The sequence below is a fragment of the Cupriavidus taiwanensis genome (genome assembly GCF_900249755.1).
Taxonomy (GTDB): domain Bacteria; phylum Pseudomonadota; class Gammaproteobacteria; order Burkholderiales; family Burkholderiaceae; genus Cupriavidus; species Cupriavidus taiwanensis_D.
Genome location: NZ_LT976853.1, coordinates 110,514 through 126,935 on the forward strand (window position 1 = coordinate 110,514; position 16,422 = coordinate 126,935).

Sequence of the window (16,422 nt, forward strand, 5' to 3'; positions counted from 1 at the left end):
TCCTAACGTTAGGAGTCTTTGCATGTCCACATACACCGCTGAAGTTCTGTGGGAACGCGACGGGCAGGATTTTGCCGGCAACCGCTACAGCCGCCGGCATGTGCTGCGCTTCGACGGCGGCGCCGAAGTGCTGGGCTCGTCGTCGCCCCACGTGGTGCCGCTGCCGATGTCCGACCCCGGCGCGGTCGACCCGGAGGAGATGTTCATCGCCTCGCTGTCCAGCTGCCACATGCTGTGGTTCCTGTCGCTGGCGGCGAAGCAACGCTTTGTCGTCGAGCGCTACCTCGACGCGGCCACCGGCGTGATGGAAAAGAACGCAGACGGCCGCATGGCGATGACGGTGGTAACGCTGCGCCCGCAGGTCACCTTCAGCGGCGAGCGCGAACCCACGCGCGAACAGCTCGATGCCCTGCACCACGCCGCGCACGAGGCCTGCTTTATCGCCAACTCGGTCAGGACCGAAGTGCGCTGCGAACCGGTCTACGCCGACGCCTAGCCGCGCCCGGCACATGGCCATGCCCGCCCGCGCCCTGTCCACCGCAACGGCACTGTCGGCTTCACGGACCACGCGGGCGCGCCTGTGGCGCTGGCTGGCCGCAGCGCTGGCGGGAATCGCCGCGATCGCCATGCTGCAAGACCACTTTCTCTATTTCCCCGAACGCGCGCCGGTCGACGACATGGTCTCGCCCGGACTGCGCGCCTGGCCCGGTCCGGACGACTTCCGCGGCCTGGTGGCCGAGCCGCCCGGGCCGGTGCGGGCCACCGCCATGGTGTTTCACGGCAACGCCGGTCATGCCGGGCATCGCGGCTACTACGCCCGTGCGCTGGCGCCGCTGGGGATCCGCGTGATCCTGGCCGAATACCCGGGCTATGGTCCGCGCACCGGCACGCTGGGCGAGCGCAGCTTCGTCGCCGATGCGGAGCAATCGATAGCGCTGGCGCGGCGCCAGTTCGACGGGCCGCTGCTGCTGATCGGGGAATCGCTTGGGGCAGGCGTGGCGGCCGCCGCGGCCGCGCGCCAGCGCGACAACGTTGCCGGGGTGCTGCTGATCACGCCGTGGGACAAGCTGGCGCACCTGGCGTCGCACCACTATCCCTGGCTGCCGGCCGGCTGGGTGCTGCGCGATCGCTACGACAGCGTCGCCAACCTTGCTGGCTTGGGTCGCCCGGTGATGGTGGCGGTGGCGGCGCGCGACACCATCGTGCCGGCGCGCTACGGCGAGGCGTTGCATGCGTCGCTGGGCGAGCCGCGGCGCCTGGCGGTGATCGACGGCGCCGGGCACAACGACTGGACCGCACATGTCGATGCCGGCTGGTGGCGCGAAGCGCTGGACTTCCTGCTGCCGCGGCCGCCGCGCTGAAGAATCCCTGATGCGGTCTCAGGCGGCCCAGCGGTCGCAGGCCTTGCGCACGGTTTCGCGCTGGCTGCGCGCGTCCGCATCGACCTGGCGCAGCCAGCGGGCGTCGCCGTCGCGGCGCTCGGCCAGCGCGCGGATATTGGCCAGCGCCTCGAGCGAGCCGAGGGCCTCGGCATGCGGCACCAGCGCGTCGCAGATCGACAGGATGTGGTCGGCGATCGGCATGCGGGTCAGCTCGTTGGGATGCACGTACTCGCCCTCCAGCCCGAAGCGGCAGGCCTGGAAGCGGTTGAAGGTGTACACCAGGTAGTCGTCTTCCTGCGGCATGAACGGGCGCGACAGCAGCAGGTAGCGCGCCAGCATCTGGATATACGCGGCGATATCGCAGGCGCGCTGCACCGTCAGCGGCGTGTCCATCACGCGGACCTCGATGGTGCCGAACTCCGGCTTGGGGCGGATATCCCAATAGAAGTCCTTCATGCTTTCGATCACGCCGGTATTGCGCATTTTCTCGAAGTACGCGGTGAAGGCGTCCCACGTCAGCAGGAACGGCGCGCGCCCGCTCATCGGGAAGGCCGCGACCGAATTCAGCCGGGCCGAGGCAAAGCCGGTATCGACCCCTTGCACATAGGGGGACGATGCCGCCAGCGCGACGAAGTGCGGCACATAGCGGCCGATGGCGTGCAGCAGGAACAGCGATTCGTCGGCGCTGGGGCAGCCGATATGCACGTGCTGGCCGAACACGGTGAACTGCTTGGCCAGGTAGCCGTACAGCTCCGAGATGTACTGGTAGCGCGGCGAATCCGAGATGGTGCGGTCGGACCACTGCTGGAACGGATGCGTGCCGCCGCCAGCGATGCCCAGGTTCAGCGAGCGCGACGCCTGCACCATCAGGTCGCGCATCACGGTCAGTTCTTCCAGCGCCTGCTGGTAGCTGTGGCAGATGCCGGTGCTGATCTCGATCATCGACGGGCTGATCTCGGGCTTGATGTCGCCGGCATGCTCGGCGCCCTTGAGCGCGCGCAGCAGGTCGGGCGCGAACGGGGCCAGGTCATAGTCATGCCGGTTGACCAGCTGCAGCTCCAGCTCGACGCCGAAGGTCAGTGCCTCGGAGTGCTTGAACGGTTCGAGCGACATCAGCGCCCTCCTCCATTGGCCCGGATATCGACGCGGACTTCGCCTGCATAGCGCAGCGCCCAGGCCGCGATCACGGGGCCGAAAAGTTGTTCGATGGCCAGCGCGCACAGGATGATGGCGGCCAGCGGTTGCCCGGTGCCCGGGTAGAGGCGCGCGACGTCATGCATCAGCAGGTAGGCCAGGCCTGACATGGGCGCCAGCGCCAGCCCCAGCGCCATGCACTGGCGCAGGCTCAGCCCCGAGAACGAGCCCAGCGACACCACCCCGGCCAGCTTGGCCACATGGCGCAGCACCACCAGCGCAATGGCGTAGACGCCGCCCACGGCCCAGTCCTGCGCCGTCAGCGGCAGGCCCAGCGACACCACCATCACGATGATCAGCAGGCTGCCGGCGCTGCCGAAGTGCGGCGGCCACACATGCGGCTGGTTGTCCTGGTGCTTGAACACCACGCCGGCGAGCATCAGCGTCAGCGGCATCGACAATTTTAGTACCCGGGTCAGCGCCAGCGTGAACAGCACCAGCCCCACCAGCACCAGGAAGCTGTAGTGGTCGTCGGCCGACATGCGGTCATAGATGGCGTGCCCGAGCTTGCCCACCACCCACGCCAGCAGGCACGAACCCACCAGCAGGTACAGCGGATGCAGCAGCGCGGCGCCCAGGTTGCCGTATTCCGAATGCAGCCAGCCGGTGGCGACCTGCACGATGGCGGCGGCGTAGATGCTGTTGAGCGCGGCCATCGCCATCAGCCGCTCGGTGACCTGCCCGTCGGCGCGAAGTTCGTTCTTCAACTGCAGCACGATGGTGGGCGAGGTGCTGACCGCGATGCCGCCGGCCAGGATGGCCACGCCCGGCGAGGCGCCCATCCACTGCAGCACCGCCGCCACCAGCCCCCAGGTCAGCAGGCTTTCGAAGGCGCTGGTCAGCAGCAGCCAGCGGTTGGCGCGCAGCCAGGTCAGCGAGAGTCGATGCCCGAGTTCGAACAGGGCCAGTGCCAGCGCCATATCGATCAGGATACGGGTCTGGTTGATCATGTTCTCGTCGACGATGCCGCGGCCCAGCATGCCGGCGCACAGCCCCGCCGCGGCGTAGCCGACGATGCGCGGGCAGCGCAGCCAGCGCCGGCTCAGCTCGCCGGCCAGGCCGGCGCCGACCAGGGCCAGTCCGACCCAGAAGAGGCCGCCGGGCGCGAGCGGGAGGCTAGGAAAAAGTTGGCTCAGTCCATTCATGGCGACATGGTAATGTAAGCACTTCACAATCCATGTCAGTGATTGTCCGACACCGCACCAAACGCGCGCCTTATTTCGGTCATCTGCGCGTAAAAAACGCCATCTGCGGATGGCGTTTTTTACATTCCTTACATCTTCAGCCGATTCGCGCGGCGCGAGAGACGTTTCAGACGCCCCACATCTTCCACACCGGACGGGTGGCCTTCAATGCCGCCTCGACCTGCCCGTACAAGGTGCGCGTGGCGCCCTGCGCGGCACCGCGGGCACGCGCCTGCTCGAAGTAGCCGAGCGCGGCTTCGCGCAAGCCCTGGCCGAGTGCGGACTGCACCGCGCGCAGGTAGACCTCGGCGTCCCAGTCGTCACGTGCCGCGAAGGCGGCGACGAAATCCGCCAGCGCGGCATCGTGGCGGCGCGCGGCGTTGTGCACCAGGCCGCGCTGCACGCGCGCGCCGGCCTGGTCGTGCGGGTCGCCCTCGGTCAGCGCCACCGCCTGCTCGAACAGCGGCAGCGCGCGCTCGGGCTCGCCCAGCTCGCGCCAGACCTGGCCGAAGCGGTTGAACAGCCACGCATCTTCCACCAGCAGCGCGCGGCGCTGCTGGGTCTCGATCTCGGCCAGCGCATCGGTGCGGTCGTGCTCGTCCATGCCGGCCATGCGCGCCTGCAGCAGCGCGGCATAGTGCGCGCGCGCATGCGCCATCGGGTGCGCGGCCTCGCTGCGGGCTTCCACCGGCAGCGCGTCCAGGCGCGCGTCCATGTGCGCCATCGCGGCGCGCGCGGCCTCGGTCGGCTCGGCGCCGCCCATGGCCTTCCAGGCGGCGATCATGCGGCTGAAGGCCCACGTCACGTCGGCCGGGTTGCGCTCGAGCGGGTAGCGGTTGAGCACCTCGCCCGCCAGCTCCGCCACCTTCTGGTGCTGGCCCGCGTCGGCGTGGCAATCGAGCAGGTCGATCCAGTGCTCGATGAACTCGCTGGCGGCCATGCCCTGGCGGTGCAGCGCGATGCGCTCGTCCGCATGCGCGGCGTCGGCCGGCAGGCTGCGCGCCAGCAGCCGGCACAGCAGCGAATAGACATGGGGGTCGGCATTGCCGCCATGGCCGGCGGCATCGCCCTGGCCAGTGGCAAAGTACTGGTCGAAGCGCGCCACGCCCGCGCGCCCGGCCTGGACCAGCAGCGGACGCAGCGCGGCCTCGGCGGCCGGCACATCGTCGATGAACTCGCCCAGCGCCATCGCGGCGCGGTAGTAGCCGGCGCCGTCGTCGGACTGGTCGGTCAGGGTAAAGCGCAGCCACGGCTCGCGGTCGGCGGAGGCGGTGCCCGCGGTGCCTGCCTCGCGCTGCGCCAGCTGGTGGCGCCAGGCCAGTTCGCGTACCTGGCTCTGCGGGTCGGGGACCTGGCGCAGGTAGACGCCGAGGTCTTCGACCGCGCCCTGCACGTCACCGACGCCATGGCGCAGCGGCGCGCGCAGCCGGCGCGCCTCGGGGTGGTCCGGATGCCCAGCCAGCACGCGCGCGGCCTGGTCGGCGGCAACGGCATCGCCGGCGGCGGCGTCGAGTTGCAGCAGATGCGGGTTGTCCAGCGCGACCCGGCCCAGGCACACGCGCATCAGCGGCTCCGCCGGCACGCCGGCGGCCTCGGTGCGCGCGATGTAGTCGGCCACCAGCGGCGCGATATCGTCGGCGCCCAGGTCGGGGTTGCGCACCATCAGGTCGTACCAGTAGCGCGCGGCGCCGGCCATGTCGCCCAGCCGCAGCGCCGCCAGGCCGGCGTGGAAGTGCGCGGCCCATTCGCCGGTCAGCAGGCCGCTGCGCTGCGCCGCCTCATGCAGCCACGGGCGCGCCTCGGCATCGCGGCCAAGGCTCATCAGCATGGCGCCGTAGCGGTGCGCGATCACCCCGCGCGAGACCCAGCGGTGCGGCGGCTGCAGCGGCAGCGTATCGAGCCGCGCCAGCGCCTCGTCCAGCACCGCCAGCGCGGCATTGGCGTCGCCGTTGTCGAAGTGCAGCCGCGCCCGCAGCGTGACGAAATCCACCACCTCGGGGCGCGCCAGCGACAACTGGTCGGCGATCTGCAGCGCTTCGGCAAAGCGCCCCTGGTTGGCTAGCCCGATGGCGTGGTCGTAGCTGGCTTCCTGCTCGGACACGTACTGCTCCTATGGAATGAAAAAGTGCGAGTGCGGGATTATGCGCCAATGGCGGAAATTGGGATTTGGTTTGGGCAGGCGCCAGGCGTCCCAAAAGAAAAACGCCACCCGAAGGCAGCGTTTTCCGATCAGCCAGAAGCGGCCAGCAACTTACTTCCCGCCAACCGTCTCCAGCACCGTCCACTTGCCACCCACCACCTTGTAGACGGTGATACCACCATCCTTCAGGTCGCCGCGCGCGTCATACGCCAGCGTCTTGGTGGTCACGCCCTGCATGTTGGTGGCGGCCAGCACCGGCAGGTAGCGCGCCGGATCGGTCGAGCCGGCCTTGACCATCGCCGTCATCATCGCGGTGGCGCCGTCGTAGGCGTACGGCGAGTAGGTCTGCACCTTGGTGCCGAAGCGCTTCTCGTACTTCTTCTCATACGCGGCGCCGCCGGGCATCTGGTCCAGCGGCAGGCCGGCCAGCGATACCACGGTGCCTTCCGCGGCGGGGCCGGCAAGCTTCAGGAAGTTGTCGGTCTTGGACATTTCACCCGACACCAGCGGGGCCTTGATGCCCAGTTCCCTGACCTGCTTGGCCATCGGCGCGGACTGGGTCTCGGCGCCGCCGTAGAAGATGACGTCCGGGTTGCTGCGCTTGATATTGGTCAGCACGGCCTTGAAGTCCACCGCCTTGTCGTTGGTGAACTCGCGGCGCACGATCTTGCCGCCGGCGGCCTTGGCGGCCTTCTCGAACTCGTCGGCCAGGCCCTGGCCGTAGGCGGTGCGGTCATCGACGATGGCGATGTTCTTCGCGCCCAGCTTCTTCACCACGAAGGCGCCGATCACCGAACCCTGCTGGGTGTCGGAGGTCATCATGCGGAAGGTGGTCTTGAAGCCCTGCTTGGTGTATTCCGGCGCGGTCGCCATGGCGATCTGCGGAATGCCGGCGCGGTTGTAGACCATCGACGCCGGGATGGTGGTGCCGGAGTTGAAATGGCCCAGCATGCCCTGGATGCCGTTATCGACCAGCTTCTGCGCGACCACCGAGCCGGTCTTCGGGTCGGCCTGGTCGTCTTCGGAGACCAGCACGAACTTGACTTCCTTGCCGCCGATCTTGGGCTTGGTGGCGTTCATGTCCTCGATCGCGAGGACGATGCCGTTCTGCATGTCCTTGCCGTACTGCGCCTGGCCGCCGGTCATCGGGCCGGCAAAGCCCAGCTTGATTTCCTGCGCCTGCGCGAACGCGGCGGAGGCGGCGGTCAGGCCGGCCAGGGTCAGGGCAACGGTCATTGCCGTCTTGTGGAATGTCGAGCTCATCAGATCTCCTTGGGTCCCAAATGGTGCCGATGTGGTGCCGATGTGGTGTCGTTACCGGCAGTGGTATCGCGGCGCGGCCTGGCAGAGCCGCGCCGTGCTTGTCTGCGCGCCGGGGCAGGATCGCCGCCACCGCCGCGCGCTTCGACATGACGCCGTCCGAGAGTGCCCTCAGCCGATCGTCATCAAACTGGCATTGCCGCCCGCGGCTGCGGTGTTGACCGAGAGCGAGCGCTCGATCAGCAGGCGGTCCAGCGCGATATTCCGTTCCCCCTGCGCCAGGCCCTGCACGCCGATGATCGGACCGGGCCGCGCCGCCACCTGCTCGCAGACCGTGCGCAGCTGGTCCGAATCGCCGTGGTGCAGCACCGCATCGATTGCCGTGTCCGCCGCGGTCCAGTCGGCCACCATGCGGACGCGCGATTGTACGCCCTTAGGCAGGCGCGCAAACAGCCCCCGGCCGACCGGGTTTTCCTGCCATACCGCCTCGGCGCCGACCGTCAGCACGGCGCCCAGCTGCAGGGCCAGGTCGGCCTCCTGCGCGGCCAGGCACAGCACGCGCTCGCGCGGCAGCAGGGTGTAGGTGTTGCGCTCGCCGGTGGGGCCCGCCAGCGTCACCGCCAGGCCCGAGGCCGAGGCCTCGGCGAAGCGCTCGCATGCGGCCGCGACTTCCGGCAGCTCGCGGCGCGCCCAGTCGCGGAATGCCTCCGCGGCGCGCACGGCTTCATCGTCCGGGCCCACCGTCTGCGCGCCGCCCGCGCCGGCGTTGACATCGGCCGCGCGCACGCTGCGCGCCACCGCGTCCTGCGGACAGACCGAAAGCAGCCGGTGCAGGTAGAGCGGGCCGCCCGCCTTGGGGCCGGTGCCCGACAGCGCCTCGCCACCGAACGGCTGCACCCCCACCACCGCGCCGACGATATTGCGGTTCACATACAGGTTGCCCACCTGGGCCCGGCTGACGATAAACGAGATGGTCTCGTCGATGCGGGTATGGATGCCCAGCGTCAGCCCATAGCCGGTGCCGTTGATTTGGCTGACCATGGTGTCCAGCGCCGCGCGCGGGAAACGCACCACGTGCAGCACCGGGCCGAATACCTCGCGCTTGAGTTCCTCGATGCTGTCCAGTTCAATCAGCGTCGGCGGCACGAAGGTGCCATGGCGGCAGCTGGCGCCCTGCGCGGCGTTGGGGTCGGCCTGGTGGACGCGGCGGCCCTTGGCGCGCATCGCATCGATATGGCGCGCGATGCCGGCGCGCGCGTCTTCGTCGATCACCGGGCCGACATCGGTCGACAGCCGGTCCGGGTTGCCCATGGTCAGTTCCTGCATCGCGCCCTTGAGCATTTCCAGCACGCGGTCGGCCACGTCCTCCTGCAGGCACAGCACGCGCAGCGCCGAGCAGCGCTGGCCGGCGGAGTCGAAGGCGGAGTTGACCACGTCGCCGACCACCTGCTCGGCCAGCGCCGACGAGTCGACGATCATCGCGTTCTGGCCGCCGGTTTCGGCGATCAGCGGGATCGGGCGGCCGGCGGCGTCCAGGCGCCCGGCAACGTTGCGCTGCAGGATGCGCGCGACTTCGGTCGAGCCGGTGAACATCACGCCCTTGACGCGGGCGTCGCCCACCAGCGCGGCGCCAACGGTCTCGCCGCGGCCGGGCAGCAGCTGCACCGCGCCGGCCGGCACGCCCGCTTCGCGCAGCAGGCGCACCGCGGCGGCGGCGATCAGCGGGGTCTGCTCGGCGGGCTTGGCCAGCACCGGGTTGCCGGCGGCCAGCGCGGCGGCCACCTGGCCGGTGAAGATCGCCAGCGGGAAGTTCCACGGGCTGATGCAGACCACCGGGCCCAGCGGGCGATGGGTTTCATTGTCGAAGCCGCGGCGCACCTCGGCCGCGTAGTAGCGCAGGAAGTCCACCGCCTCGCGCACCTCGGCGATGGCGTTGGAGAAGGTCTTGCCAGCCTCGCGCATGATGATGCCCATCAGCGACTGCATCTGGGCTTCCATCAGGTCGGCGGCACGTTCCAGCGCGGCGGCGCGCACGTCAGGCGGCGTCGCCTGCCAGATCGGCGCGGCATTGACCGCGGCCTGCAGCGCGGCGTCGACGTCGGCCTGGCTGGCCTCGGTGACATGACCCACCACGTCGCGGTGGTCGGCCGGGTTCAGCACCGGGCTGGTGAGGGCGTCGGCGGCGCGCGGCACGTCGGCACCCAGCATCGGCTCGGCGACATAGCGCTCGCTGGTGCCGGCCAGCAGCGCCGATGACAGCGATGCAAGGCGGTGTTCATTCGCCAGGTCGATGCCGGCCGAGTTGGGCCGGCTCTTGCCATACAGCCTGCGCGGCGACGGAATGCGCGGGTGCGGCAGGCCCAGCACGCCTTCGTCGCGGTGCATGGCCTCGACCACGGCCACCGGATCGGCGACCAGCTCGTCCAGCGAGATGGTGTCGTCGGCGATGCGGTTGACGAACGAGGTGTTGGCGCCGTTCTCCAGCAGCCGGCGCACCAGGTAGGCCAGCAGCGTTTCATGCGTGCCGACCGGTGCGTAGATGCGGCACGGGCGGTTGAACTTGCCGTCGGCGGTGGGCCCCACCACCTGGTCGTACAGCGGCTCGCCCATGCCGTGCAGGCACTGGAATTCGTACTGGCCGGGGTAGTAGCTGTGGCCGGCGATCTGGTAGATCGCCGACAGCGTGTGCGCGTTGTGCGTGGCGAACTGCGGGTAGATCGCGTCCGGCACCGACAGCAGCTTGCGCGCGCAGGCGATGTACGACACGTCGGTGTAGACCTTGCGCGTATAGACCGGATAGCCTTCCAGCCCTTCCACCTGGGCGCGCTTGATCTCGCTGTCCCAGTAGGCGCCCTTGACCAGGCGGATCATCAGGCGATGGCGGCTGCGGCGCGCCAGGTCGATCAGGTAGTCGATCACGAACGGGCAGCGCTTCTGGTAGCCCTGCACGACGAAGCCGATGCCGTTCCAGCCGGCCAGCTCGGGCTCGAAGCACAGGCGCTCGAGCAGGTCCAGCGAGATCTCCAGGCGGTCGGCTTCCTCGGCGTCGATATTGATGCCGATGTCGTACTGGCGCGCCAGCAGCGTCAGCGACTTCAGGCGCTCGTACAGCTCGGTCACCACGCGCTCATGCTGCGCGCGGCTGTAGCGCGGGTGCAGCGCCGACAGCTTGATCGAGATGCCCGGGCCCTCATAGATGCCGCGCCCGCGCGAGGCCTGGCCGATGGCATGGATGGCCTGCTCGTACGACGCCAGGTAGCGCGCGGCATCGGCCTCGGTCATCGCGGCCTCGCCCAGCATGTCGTAGGAGTAGCGGAAGCCCTCGGCCTCATACTTGCGCGCGTTGGCCAGCGCCTCGGAGATGGTCTCGCCGGTGACGAACTGCTCGCCCATCAGCCGCATCGCCATGTCCACGCCCTTGCGGATCAGCGGCTCGCCGCCCTTGCCGATGATGCGCGTGAGCGCCTTGGTCAGGCCCGATTCGGTATGGGTGGCGACCAGCTTGCCGGTCAGCAGCAGGCCCCAGGTGGCGGCGTTGACGAACAGCGACGGGCTCTGGCCCAGGTGCGACTGCCAGTTTGCGCCGCTGATCTTGTCGCGGATCAGCGCGTCGCGCGTGGCCTTGTCGGGAATGCGCAGCAGCGCCTCGGCCAGGCACATCAGCGCCACGCCTTCCTGCGACGACAGCGAGAATTCCTGGATCAGTCCCTGCACCAGGCCTTCGCGGCCGGTGCCGACCTTCTGCTCGCGCAGCCGCGTGGCCAGTGCCTTGGCCATCTTGATCGCGGCCTCGGCCTGGTGTTGCGGCAGGCGCGCCTGCTCCAGCAGCACCGGCACGCAATCGGTTTCCGGACGCCGATAGGCCGAAGTGATGGCTGCGCGCAGCACCGACTGCGGCTGGATGCTCTGCGCAAATTCCAGGAAGGGCTGCGGCGCGGCGTCGCCATGGACCAGCTCGGTGCCGTCGCTGCCCTCGCCTTCGGCGCTGGCAGTGCCGGCGTCGTACGGCAGGTGGCCGCGCTCGATCTGCTCGAGGTAGCTGAAGATCGCCTGCTTGATCAGCCAGTGCGGGGTGCGGTCGATGGATTGGGCGACGCGCTTGAGGCGGTCGCGCGAGGCATCGTCGAGCTTGACGCCAAGGGTAGTGGTGGCCATTGCGGGCAATTCTCCGAAAGACTGGAGCTGCCGCCGGTGCTACCTCGTCCGTGCCGACAGGCAGGGGCGCGCGACCGGCCGCAGCCTGTGAGCTGGCGCGATCTTACTCCCGAAACTCACCAAGGTGCAACCTTGTGCAACCCTATCGAAAACCCAAAGTTCAGGGTTGCACCTTCGCTCCGCATCGCTGGCCGCTAGATCCGCAGCGGGTCGATCTCCAGCTGCCAGCGCACCCCCTTCGCCTCCGTGCCTACCTCTGCGAAAGTCTGTACCCACTCGGCCACAAACCGTTGCAGTACCGGGCGCGCGCTGGCTTCCACCAGCATCTGCGCACGTTCCCGGTTGAACACGCGCACCATCGACATCGGCACCGGATCATGCAGTTGCACCTCCGGCGCCAGGGTGCAGCGTTCGGCATGCCGGCGCGCGGCCTCCAGGAACTGCAACGCCCGCTCCAATTGCCCGTGTTCCGCCGTGACCAGCACCTGGAAGCAGAACGGGGGCAACCCGGCCTGGCGCCGCTCGCGCAACTGGCTGGCCGCGAATCCATCATAGTCATGGCGCGTCAGGGCCTGCAATGCCGGGGTATCCGGATAGCGGGTCTGGATCAGCACCTCGCCCGGCAACCCGGCCCGCCCGGCCCGCCCCGCCACCTGCATCAGCGACGCAAACAGGTGCTCGGCGGCGCGGAAGTCGTGGCTGAACATGGCCGCGTCCGGATGGACGATGCCGACCAGCGTCACGCGCTGGAAGTCATGGCCCTTGGCCACCATCTGGGTGCCCACCAGGATATCGACCTCGCCCGCGTGGACCTCGTCGAACATGGCCTGCGCGCTGCCCTTGCGGCGCGTGGAATCGGCGTCGATGCGGGCAATGCGGGCCTGGGGGAAGCGCGCCGCCAGCGCTTCCTCGATGCGCTGCGTGCCGCGCCCGAGCGGCGCGATATCGACATTGCCGCAGTCCGGGCAGTGATGCGGCACCGGCGCCTCGAGGCCGCAGTGGTGGCAGCGCAGGCGCCGTTCCGGCCGGTGCAGCACCAGGTACGCCGAGCAGCGCGGGCAACCCGACAGCCAGCCGCAGCTGTCGCAGGCGATCACCGGCGCATAGCCGCGGCGGTTCAGGAACAGCAGGCTCTGCTCGCCGCGCGCCAGGCGCGCGTCGATGGCCTCCAGCAGCGGCACCGACAGGCCCTCGAACAGGGCGCGCTGGCGCTGGCGCTCATGGTTCAGGTCGACCAGCCGCACCGCCGGCAGCGCCGCATCGGCCTGGGCGCGCTCGCGCAGCACCAGCTTGCGGTAAGTGCCCTGCCCGGCGCGCCACCAGGTTTCCATCGACGGCGTGGCCGACCCCAGCACTACCGCGATGCCGCGCTGCTTGGCGCGCCACACCGCCAGGTCGCGCGCGGAGTAGCGCAGTCCTTCCTGCTGCTTGTACGAGGTGTCGTGCTCCTCGTCGACCACGATCAGCGCCAGCGCCGGCAGCGACGCCATCACCGCCATGCGCGTGCCCAGCACGATGCGGGCCTCGCCGCGGTGCGCCGCCAGCCACTGCAGGCTGCGCTCCTGGTCGGCCAGGCCGCTGTGCAGCACCGCCAGCGGCAGGTGCGGGAAGCGCGCCGCGATGCGGGCCTGCAGTTGCGGGGTCAGGTTGATTTCGGGCACCAGCATCAGCACCTGGGCGCAGGGATCGCGCTCAAGCACCGCCTGCATCGCATGCAGGTAGACCTCGGTCTTGCCGCTGCCGGTCACGCCGTGCAGCAGGAAGGGGGCAAAGCCTTCGGCCTCGGCAATGGCCTGCACCGCGGCACGTTGCTCGTCGTGCAGCGGCGGCGCGATCGAAGGCGGCTGCGCGGGATCGGTCGGCAACAAGGTGCGCGCGGTGCGGCTGGAGTCGACCCAGCCGGCGGCCTGCCATTCGGCCAGCCGCGACGGTGCCGCGGCACAGAGGGCACGCGCCTCGGCCAGGGACAGCGGCTCCCCCGCGGGAGCGCGCTCGGCCAGCGCCTGGGCCAGCGCACGCACGCTGCGGGCACGGGGCGGCACGGCCGCCAGCAAGGCCTGCGCCTGGTCCGGCAGCACGCGGTATTCATCGGTGCGGGCACGCTGCGCCAGGTTCGGCCAGCTTTCCGCCTCGCGCAACGCGGGCGGCAAGGCCGGCAGCATCACTTCACCGAGGCGGCGCTGGTAGTAGCGCGCGGCAAAGGCCGCCAGCTCGATCCAGTCAGGCTGCAGCGGCGGCAGCCAGTCCAGCCGTTGCGCCACCGGGCGCAGCTTGTCGGCGGGCACGTCCGAGTCCTGCGCGAATTCGACCGCCACGCCGACCATGCTGCGGCGGCCGAACGGCACCACGACCAGGTCGCCCGGCGCGACCCCGGCAATGGCGAGGTAGTCGAAGCAGTCGTCGGCAGGGGTGTCGAGCGCAACCCGGATCACCGAAGGCCTCGCCATGGCGTCGGGAGTGCTGGCGCTTTCAGGCAGCATGCGCAACTTGCCGGGGCATCGCCATGGTGCAGCCGCCTGCTCGCTGGCGGCCTGGCAGGCAGGGGGGGAAAGTTAGTGTGCGGCGCAACATCAACTTAAAGTAAAACTTCAAATGTGGCCCTAAGTCGATGATAGATGACTGGTTTTCCACTAATTCCTGCGCCCCTGTGGATAACTTTGTTGAAAAGTCGCTTCGGCTGGCCGGGAAGGCCCGAAAAACAAGGGATCCACTGGCAACGACCCCTTCTTTGCAAATCTTCCAAAGCCTTAAAAATCAAGGGCTTGCAAACATCCCCCAGATAGGTTAGGGAATAACCCTGTTCCGCACTGCGGCAAACCTATCGGTGTGCATAAGTCAAGTGCCGCCAGTCAACTGCGCGCACCTTTTTGGCGGTTCCTGGCGAAAAAGTTAACTTGACAGGGTACGCCCGCGCGGCTCCCGCAGCACTGGGTACGGGCATGGCCGGGGCGTTGCAGCGCGGGGGCTCGCCCGAACCAGCCTGCTGGCTGGATACCGCGGCCGTCACTTCGCTGCCGCGCGCAGTTGGCGGCTGTGCCGGTGCACTTCGTCGACCAGCACGGAAACGGCCTCCGGCGGCGTGAACTGCGAAATGCCATGGCCAAGGTTGAAGACATGGCCGTCGCTGCCGCCAGCGGCGGCGTAGCTGTCCAGTACGCCACGCACCTGCTCGCGGATGGCGGCTTCGGGGGCAAACAGCACGGTCGGGTCGATATTGCCCTGCAGCGCCACGCGGCCGCCGGTGCGGCGGCGCGCCTCGGCGAGGTTGACGGTCCAGTCCAGCCCGATGGCATCGGCGCCGGTGTCGGCCAGCGCTTCCAGCCACAGGCCGCCGCCCTTGGTGAAGACGATCGCCGGCACCTGCTGGCCGCCGTGCTCGCGCTTCAGGCCGGCCAGCACGCGGCGCATGTAGGCCAGCGAGAACGCCTGGTACATGCCGTCGGCCAGCGCCCCGCCCCAGGTGTCGAAAATCATCACGGCCTGCGCCCCGGCTTCGATCTGCGCATTCAGGTACGCCGTGACCGCCTGCGCATTGATGTCGAGAATGCGGTGCATCAGGTCGGGGCGGCCGTACATCATCGCCTTGACGATGCGGAAGTCATCCGAGCCGCCGCCCTCGACCATGTAGCAGGCCAGGGTCCAGGGGCTGCCCGAGAAGCCGATCAACGGCACGCGCTGGCTGCCGTCCTGCACCAGCGCGCGGCGGATCTCGCGCACGGCGTCGAACACGTACTGCAGCGATGCCATGTCGGGCACGGCCAGCTTCTGCACGTCGGCCTCGGTGCGCAGCGGATGCGCGAAGCGCGGGCCCTCGCCCTGCGCGAACGACAGGCCCAGGCCCATCGCATCCGGCACCGTCAGGATGTCGGAGAACAGGATCGCCGCGTCCAGCGGATAGCGGTCCAGCGGCTGCAGTGTCACCTCGGTGGCGTAGGCCGGGTTCTTGGCCAGCCCGAGGAAGCTGCCGGCGCGCGCGCGCGTGGCATTGTACTCGGGCAGGTAGCGGCCAGCCTGGCGCATCAGCCACAGCGGCGTGTATTCGGTCGGCTGGCGGCGCAGCGCGCGCAGGAAGGTATCGTTCTGCAGTGCGGTCATGGTCATCCTCGTAAGACCGCCATTCTAAGGGATGGCCGCACGCGGATGCCGCTCAGGCGTCGTCGATCATCCCGGCGAACGCCGACGCGGCGCGGCGCATCCATTCCCGCGCGCGGTCCGCCTCGGGCTGCAGCCGCGCGAAGCCGTGGGTCATGCCGCTGGCTTCGATGGTGATGACCGGGGCGTCGTGGCGCACCAGGAAGTCGGCATAGGCCAGGCCGTCGTCGCGCAGCACATCGTGCGCGGCCACCATCAGCACGGTGGCCGGCGGCCGCACCGGCGGCGCGGCCATCAGGTGCACGCGCGGATCGCCGTGGGCGGCGCCCTGCGCCAGCGCCTCGGCGCCAATGTACTGGGTCCAGAACCAGGCCATCTCGTCACGCGTCAGGCCCGGGCCGTCGGCGAAAGCGCGATAGCTTTCGGTGCTGAGCACCGGCGCCGTCACCGGATAGATCAGCAGCTGGGCGTCGACCCGCACCGCGTCGCCGGCATTGAGCTGCTGCGCGGCCTGCGCCGCGAGATGGCCGCCGGCGCTGTCGCCGGCCACCGCCAGGAAATCCGGCGCCAGGCCCAGCGCCTGGCGCTGCCCGGCCAGCCACAGCACGGCTTCGACGGCGTCGTCGCAAGGCGCCGGGAAGGCGTGTTCAGGGGCGAGGCGGTAATCGACGCTGGCCACGGCACAGCCGGTATCCGCCGCCAGCAGCGCGGCGACGGTGTGGTGCGTCTGCGTCGAACCAATCACCCAGCCGCCGCCGTGAAAGTACACCAGCAAGCGCGGCGTGGCCACGCCGGGCGGGCGGAACAGCCGAGCCCCCAGCGTACGCCCGGGCAGCGCCACATCGAGCTGTTTCACGACCACGCCATCCGGATCGGGCCGCAACGAGGCCGCGGCAATCTCGGCGAAACGGGCCCGCTGCGCCGGGACGTCGGCCGGCACCGGCTCGGTGGCATAGCGTTCGGCCAGGCGTTGGAAATAGGCAAGCAGTTGGGGATCGATGGCCATGGTCGGCGG

The 16,422-nt window shown here is 69.5% G+C and carries 10 protein-coding genes; 2 read left to right on the top strand and 8 right to left on the bottom strand.

All coding sequences use genetic code 11. The features are described from left to right. Positions 1-22: 22 nt before the first annotated feature. The gene (locus tag CBM2594_RS00550; RefSeq protein WP_116355131.1) at positions 23-496 is read left to right on the top strand and encodes an OsmC family protein; all 474 of its coding nucleotides are present in this window, start codon (positions 23-25) and stop codon (positions 494-496) included. A 19-nt stretch (positions 497-515) separates the two neighbouring features. Then, the gene (locus tag CBM2594_RS00555; protein WP_116357635.1) at positions 516-1,361 is read left to right on the top strand and encodes an alpha/beta hydrolase; all 846 of its coding nucleotides are present in this window, start codon (positions 516-518) and stop codon (positions 1,359-1,361) included. Between the two features lie 18 nt (positions 1,362-1,379). Here CBM2594_RS00555 and CBM2594_RS00560 read toward each other — a convergent pair whose 3' ends face one another. The 8 genes from CBM2594_RS00560 to CBM2594_RS00595 form a co-directional block, all read right to left on the bottom strand. Further along, positions 1,380-2,495, bottom strand: a complete 1,116-nt coding sequence (locus tag CBM2594_RS00560) for a YbdK family carboxylate-amine ligase (protein ID WP_116355132.1) — start codon at positions 2,493-2,495, stop codon at positions 1,380-1,382. Continuing rightward, positions 2,495-3,721, bottom strand: coding sequence for a cation:proton antiporter (locus CBM2594_RS00565; protein ID WP_116355133.1), 1,227 nt, complete (start codon positions 3,719-3,721; stop codon positions 2,495-2,497). The genes CBM2594_RS00560 and CBM2594_RS00565 overlap by 1 nt, the downstream gene beginning before the upstream one ends. Before the next feature lie 166 nt (positions 3,722-3,887). Next, complete coding sequence (locus CBM2594_RS00570; protein ID WP_116355134.1) at positions 3,888-5,861, bottom strand: tetratricopeptide repeat protein; 1,974 nt, start codon at positions 5,859-5,861, stop codon at positions 3,888-3,890. Between the two features lie 150 nt (positions 5,862-6,011). Beyond that, a complete protein-coding gene (locus CBM2594_RS00575) occupies positions 6,012-7,163 on the bottom strand; it encodes a branched-chain amino acid ABC transporter substrate-binding protein (protein WP_116355135.1) in 1,152 nt (383 codons plus the stop codon). 168 nt (positions 7,164-7,331) lie between these two features. Further along, positions 7,332-11,315, bottom strand: a complete 3,984-nt coding sequence (putA, locus tag CBM2594_RS00580; protein WP_116355136.1) for a trifunctional transcriptional regulator/proline dehydrogenase/L-glutamate gamma-semialdehyde dehydrogenase — start codon at positions 11,313-11,315, stop codon at positions 7,332-7,334. A gap of 194 nt (positions 11,316-11,509) precedes the next feature. Further along, positions 11,510-13,795: a primosomal protein N' gene (locus tag CBM2594_RS00585; RefSeq protein WP_116355137.1), complete on the bottom strand. Its 2,286-nt coding sequence runs from the start codon at positions 13,793-13,795 to the stop codon at positions 11,510-11,512. A 523-nt stretch (positions 13,796-14,318) separates the two neighbouring features. Next, a complete protein-coding gene (gene hemE / locus CBM2594_RS00590; protein WP_116357636.1) occupies positions 14,319-15,410 on the bottom strand; it encodes a uroporphyrinogen decarboxylase in 1,092 nt (363 codons plus the stop codon). A gap of 52 nt (positions 15,411-15,462) precedes the next feature. Next, entirely contained in the window at positions 15,463-16,413 is a 951-nt protein-coding gene (locus CBM2594_RS00595; protein WP_116355138.1) for an alpha/beta hydrolase, read from the bottom strand. Between the last annotated feature and the right edge of the window lie 9 nt (positions 16,414-16,422).

What these genes read in the sequence shown, in the direction of transcription:
- CBM2594_RS00585 (WP_116355137.1), bottom strand. Translation starts at nt 13,795, where the DNA reads ATGCTGCCTGAAAGCGCCAGCACTCCCGACGCCATGGCGAGGCCTTCG.
- putA (WP_116355136.1), bottom strand. Translation starts at nt 11,315, where the DNA reads ATGGCCACCACTACCCTTGGCGTCAAGCTCGACGATGCCTCGCGCGAC.
- CBM2594_RS00555 (WP_116357635.1), top strand. Translation starts at nt 516, where the DNA reads ATGCCCGCCCGCGCCCTGTCCACCGCAACGGCACTGTCGGCTTCACGG.
- CBM2594_RS00595 (WP_116355138.1), bottom strand. Translation starts at nt 16,413, where the DNA reads ATGGCCATCGATCCCCAACTGCTTGCCTATTTCCAACGCCTGGCCGAA.
- hemE (WP_116357636.1), bottom strand. Translation starts at nt 15,410, where the DNA reads ATGACCGCACTGCAGAACGATACCTTCCTGCGCGCGCTGCGCCGCCAG.
- CBM2594_RS00575 (WP_116355135.1), bottom strand. Translation starts at nt 7,163, where the DNA reads ATGAGCTCGACATTCCACAAGACGGCAATGACCGTTGCCCTGACCCTG.
- CBM2594_RS00565 (WP_116355133.1), bottom strand. Translation starts at nt 3,721, where the DNA reads ATGAATGGACTGAGCCAACTTTTTCCTAGCCTCCCGCTCGCGCCCGGC.
- CBM2594_RS00560 (WP_116355132.1), bottom strand. Translation starts at nt 2,495, where the DNA reads ATGTCGCTCGAACCGTTCAAGCACTCCGAGGCACTGACCTTCGGCGTC.
- CBM2594_RS00550 (WP_116355131.1), top strand. Translation starts at nt 23, where the DNA reads ATGTCCACATACACCGCTGAAGTTCTGTGGGAACGCGACGGGCAGGAT.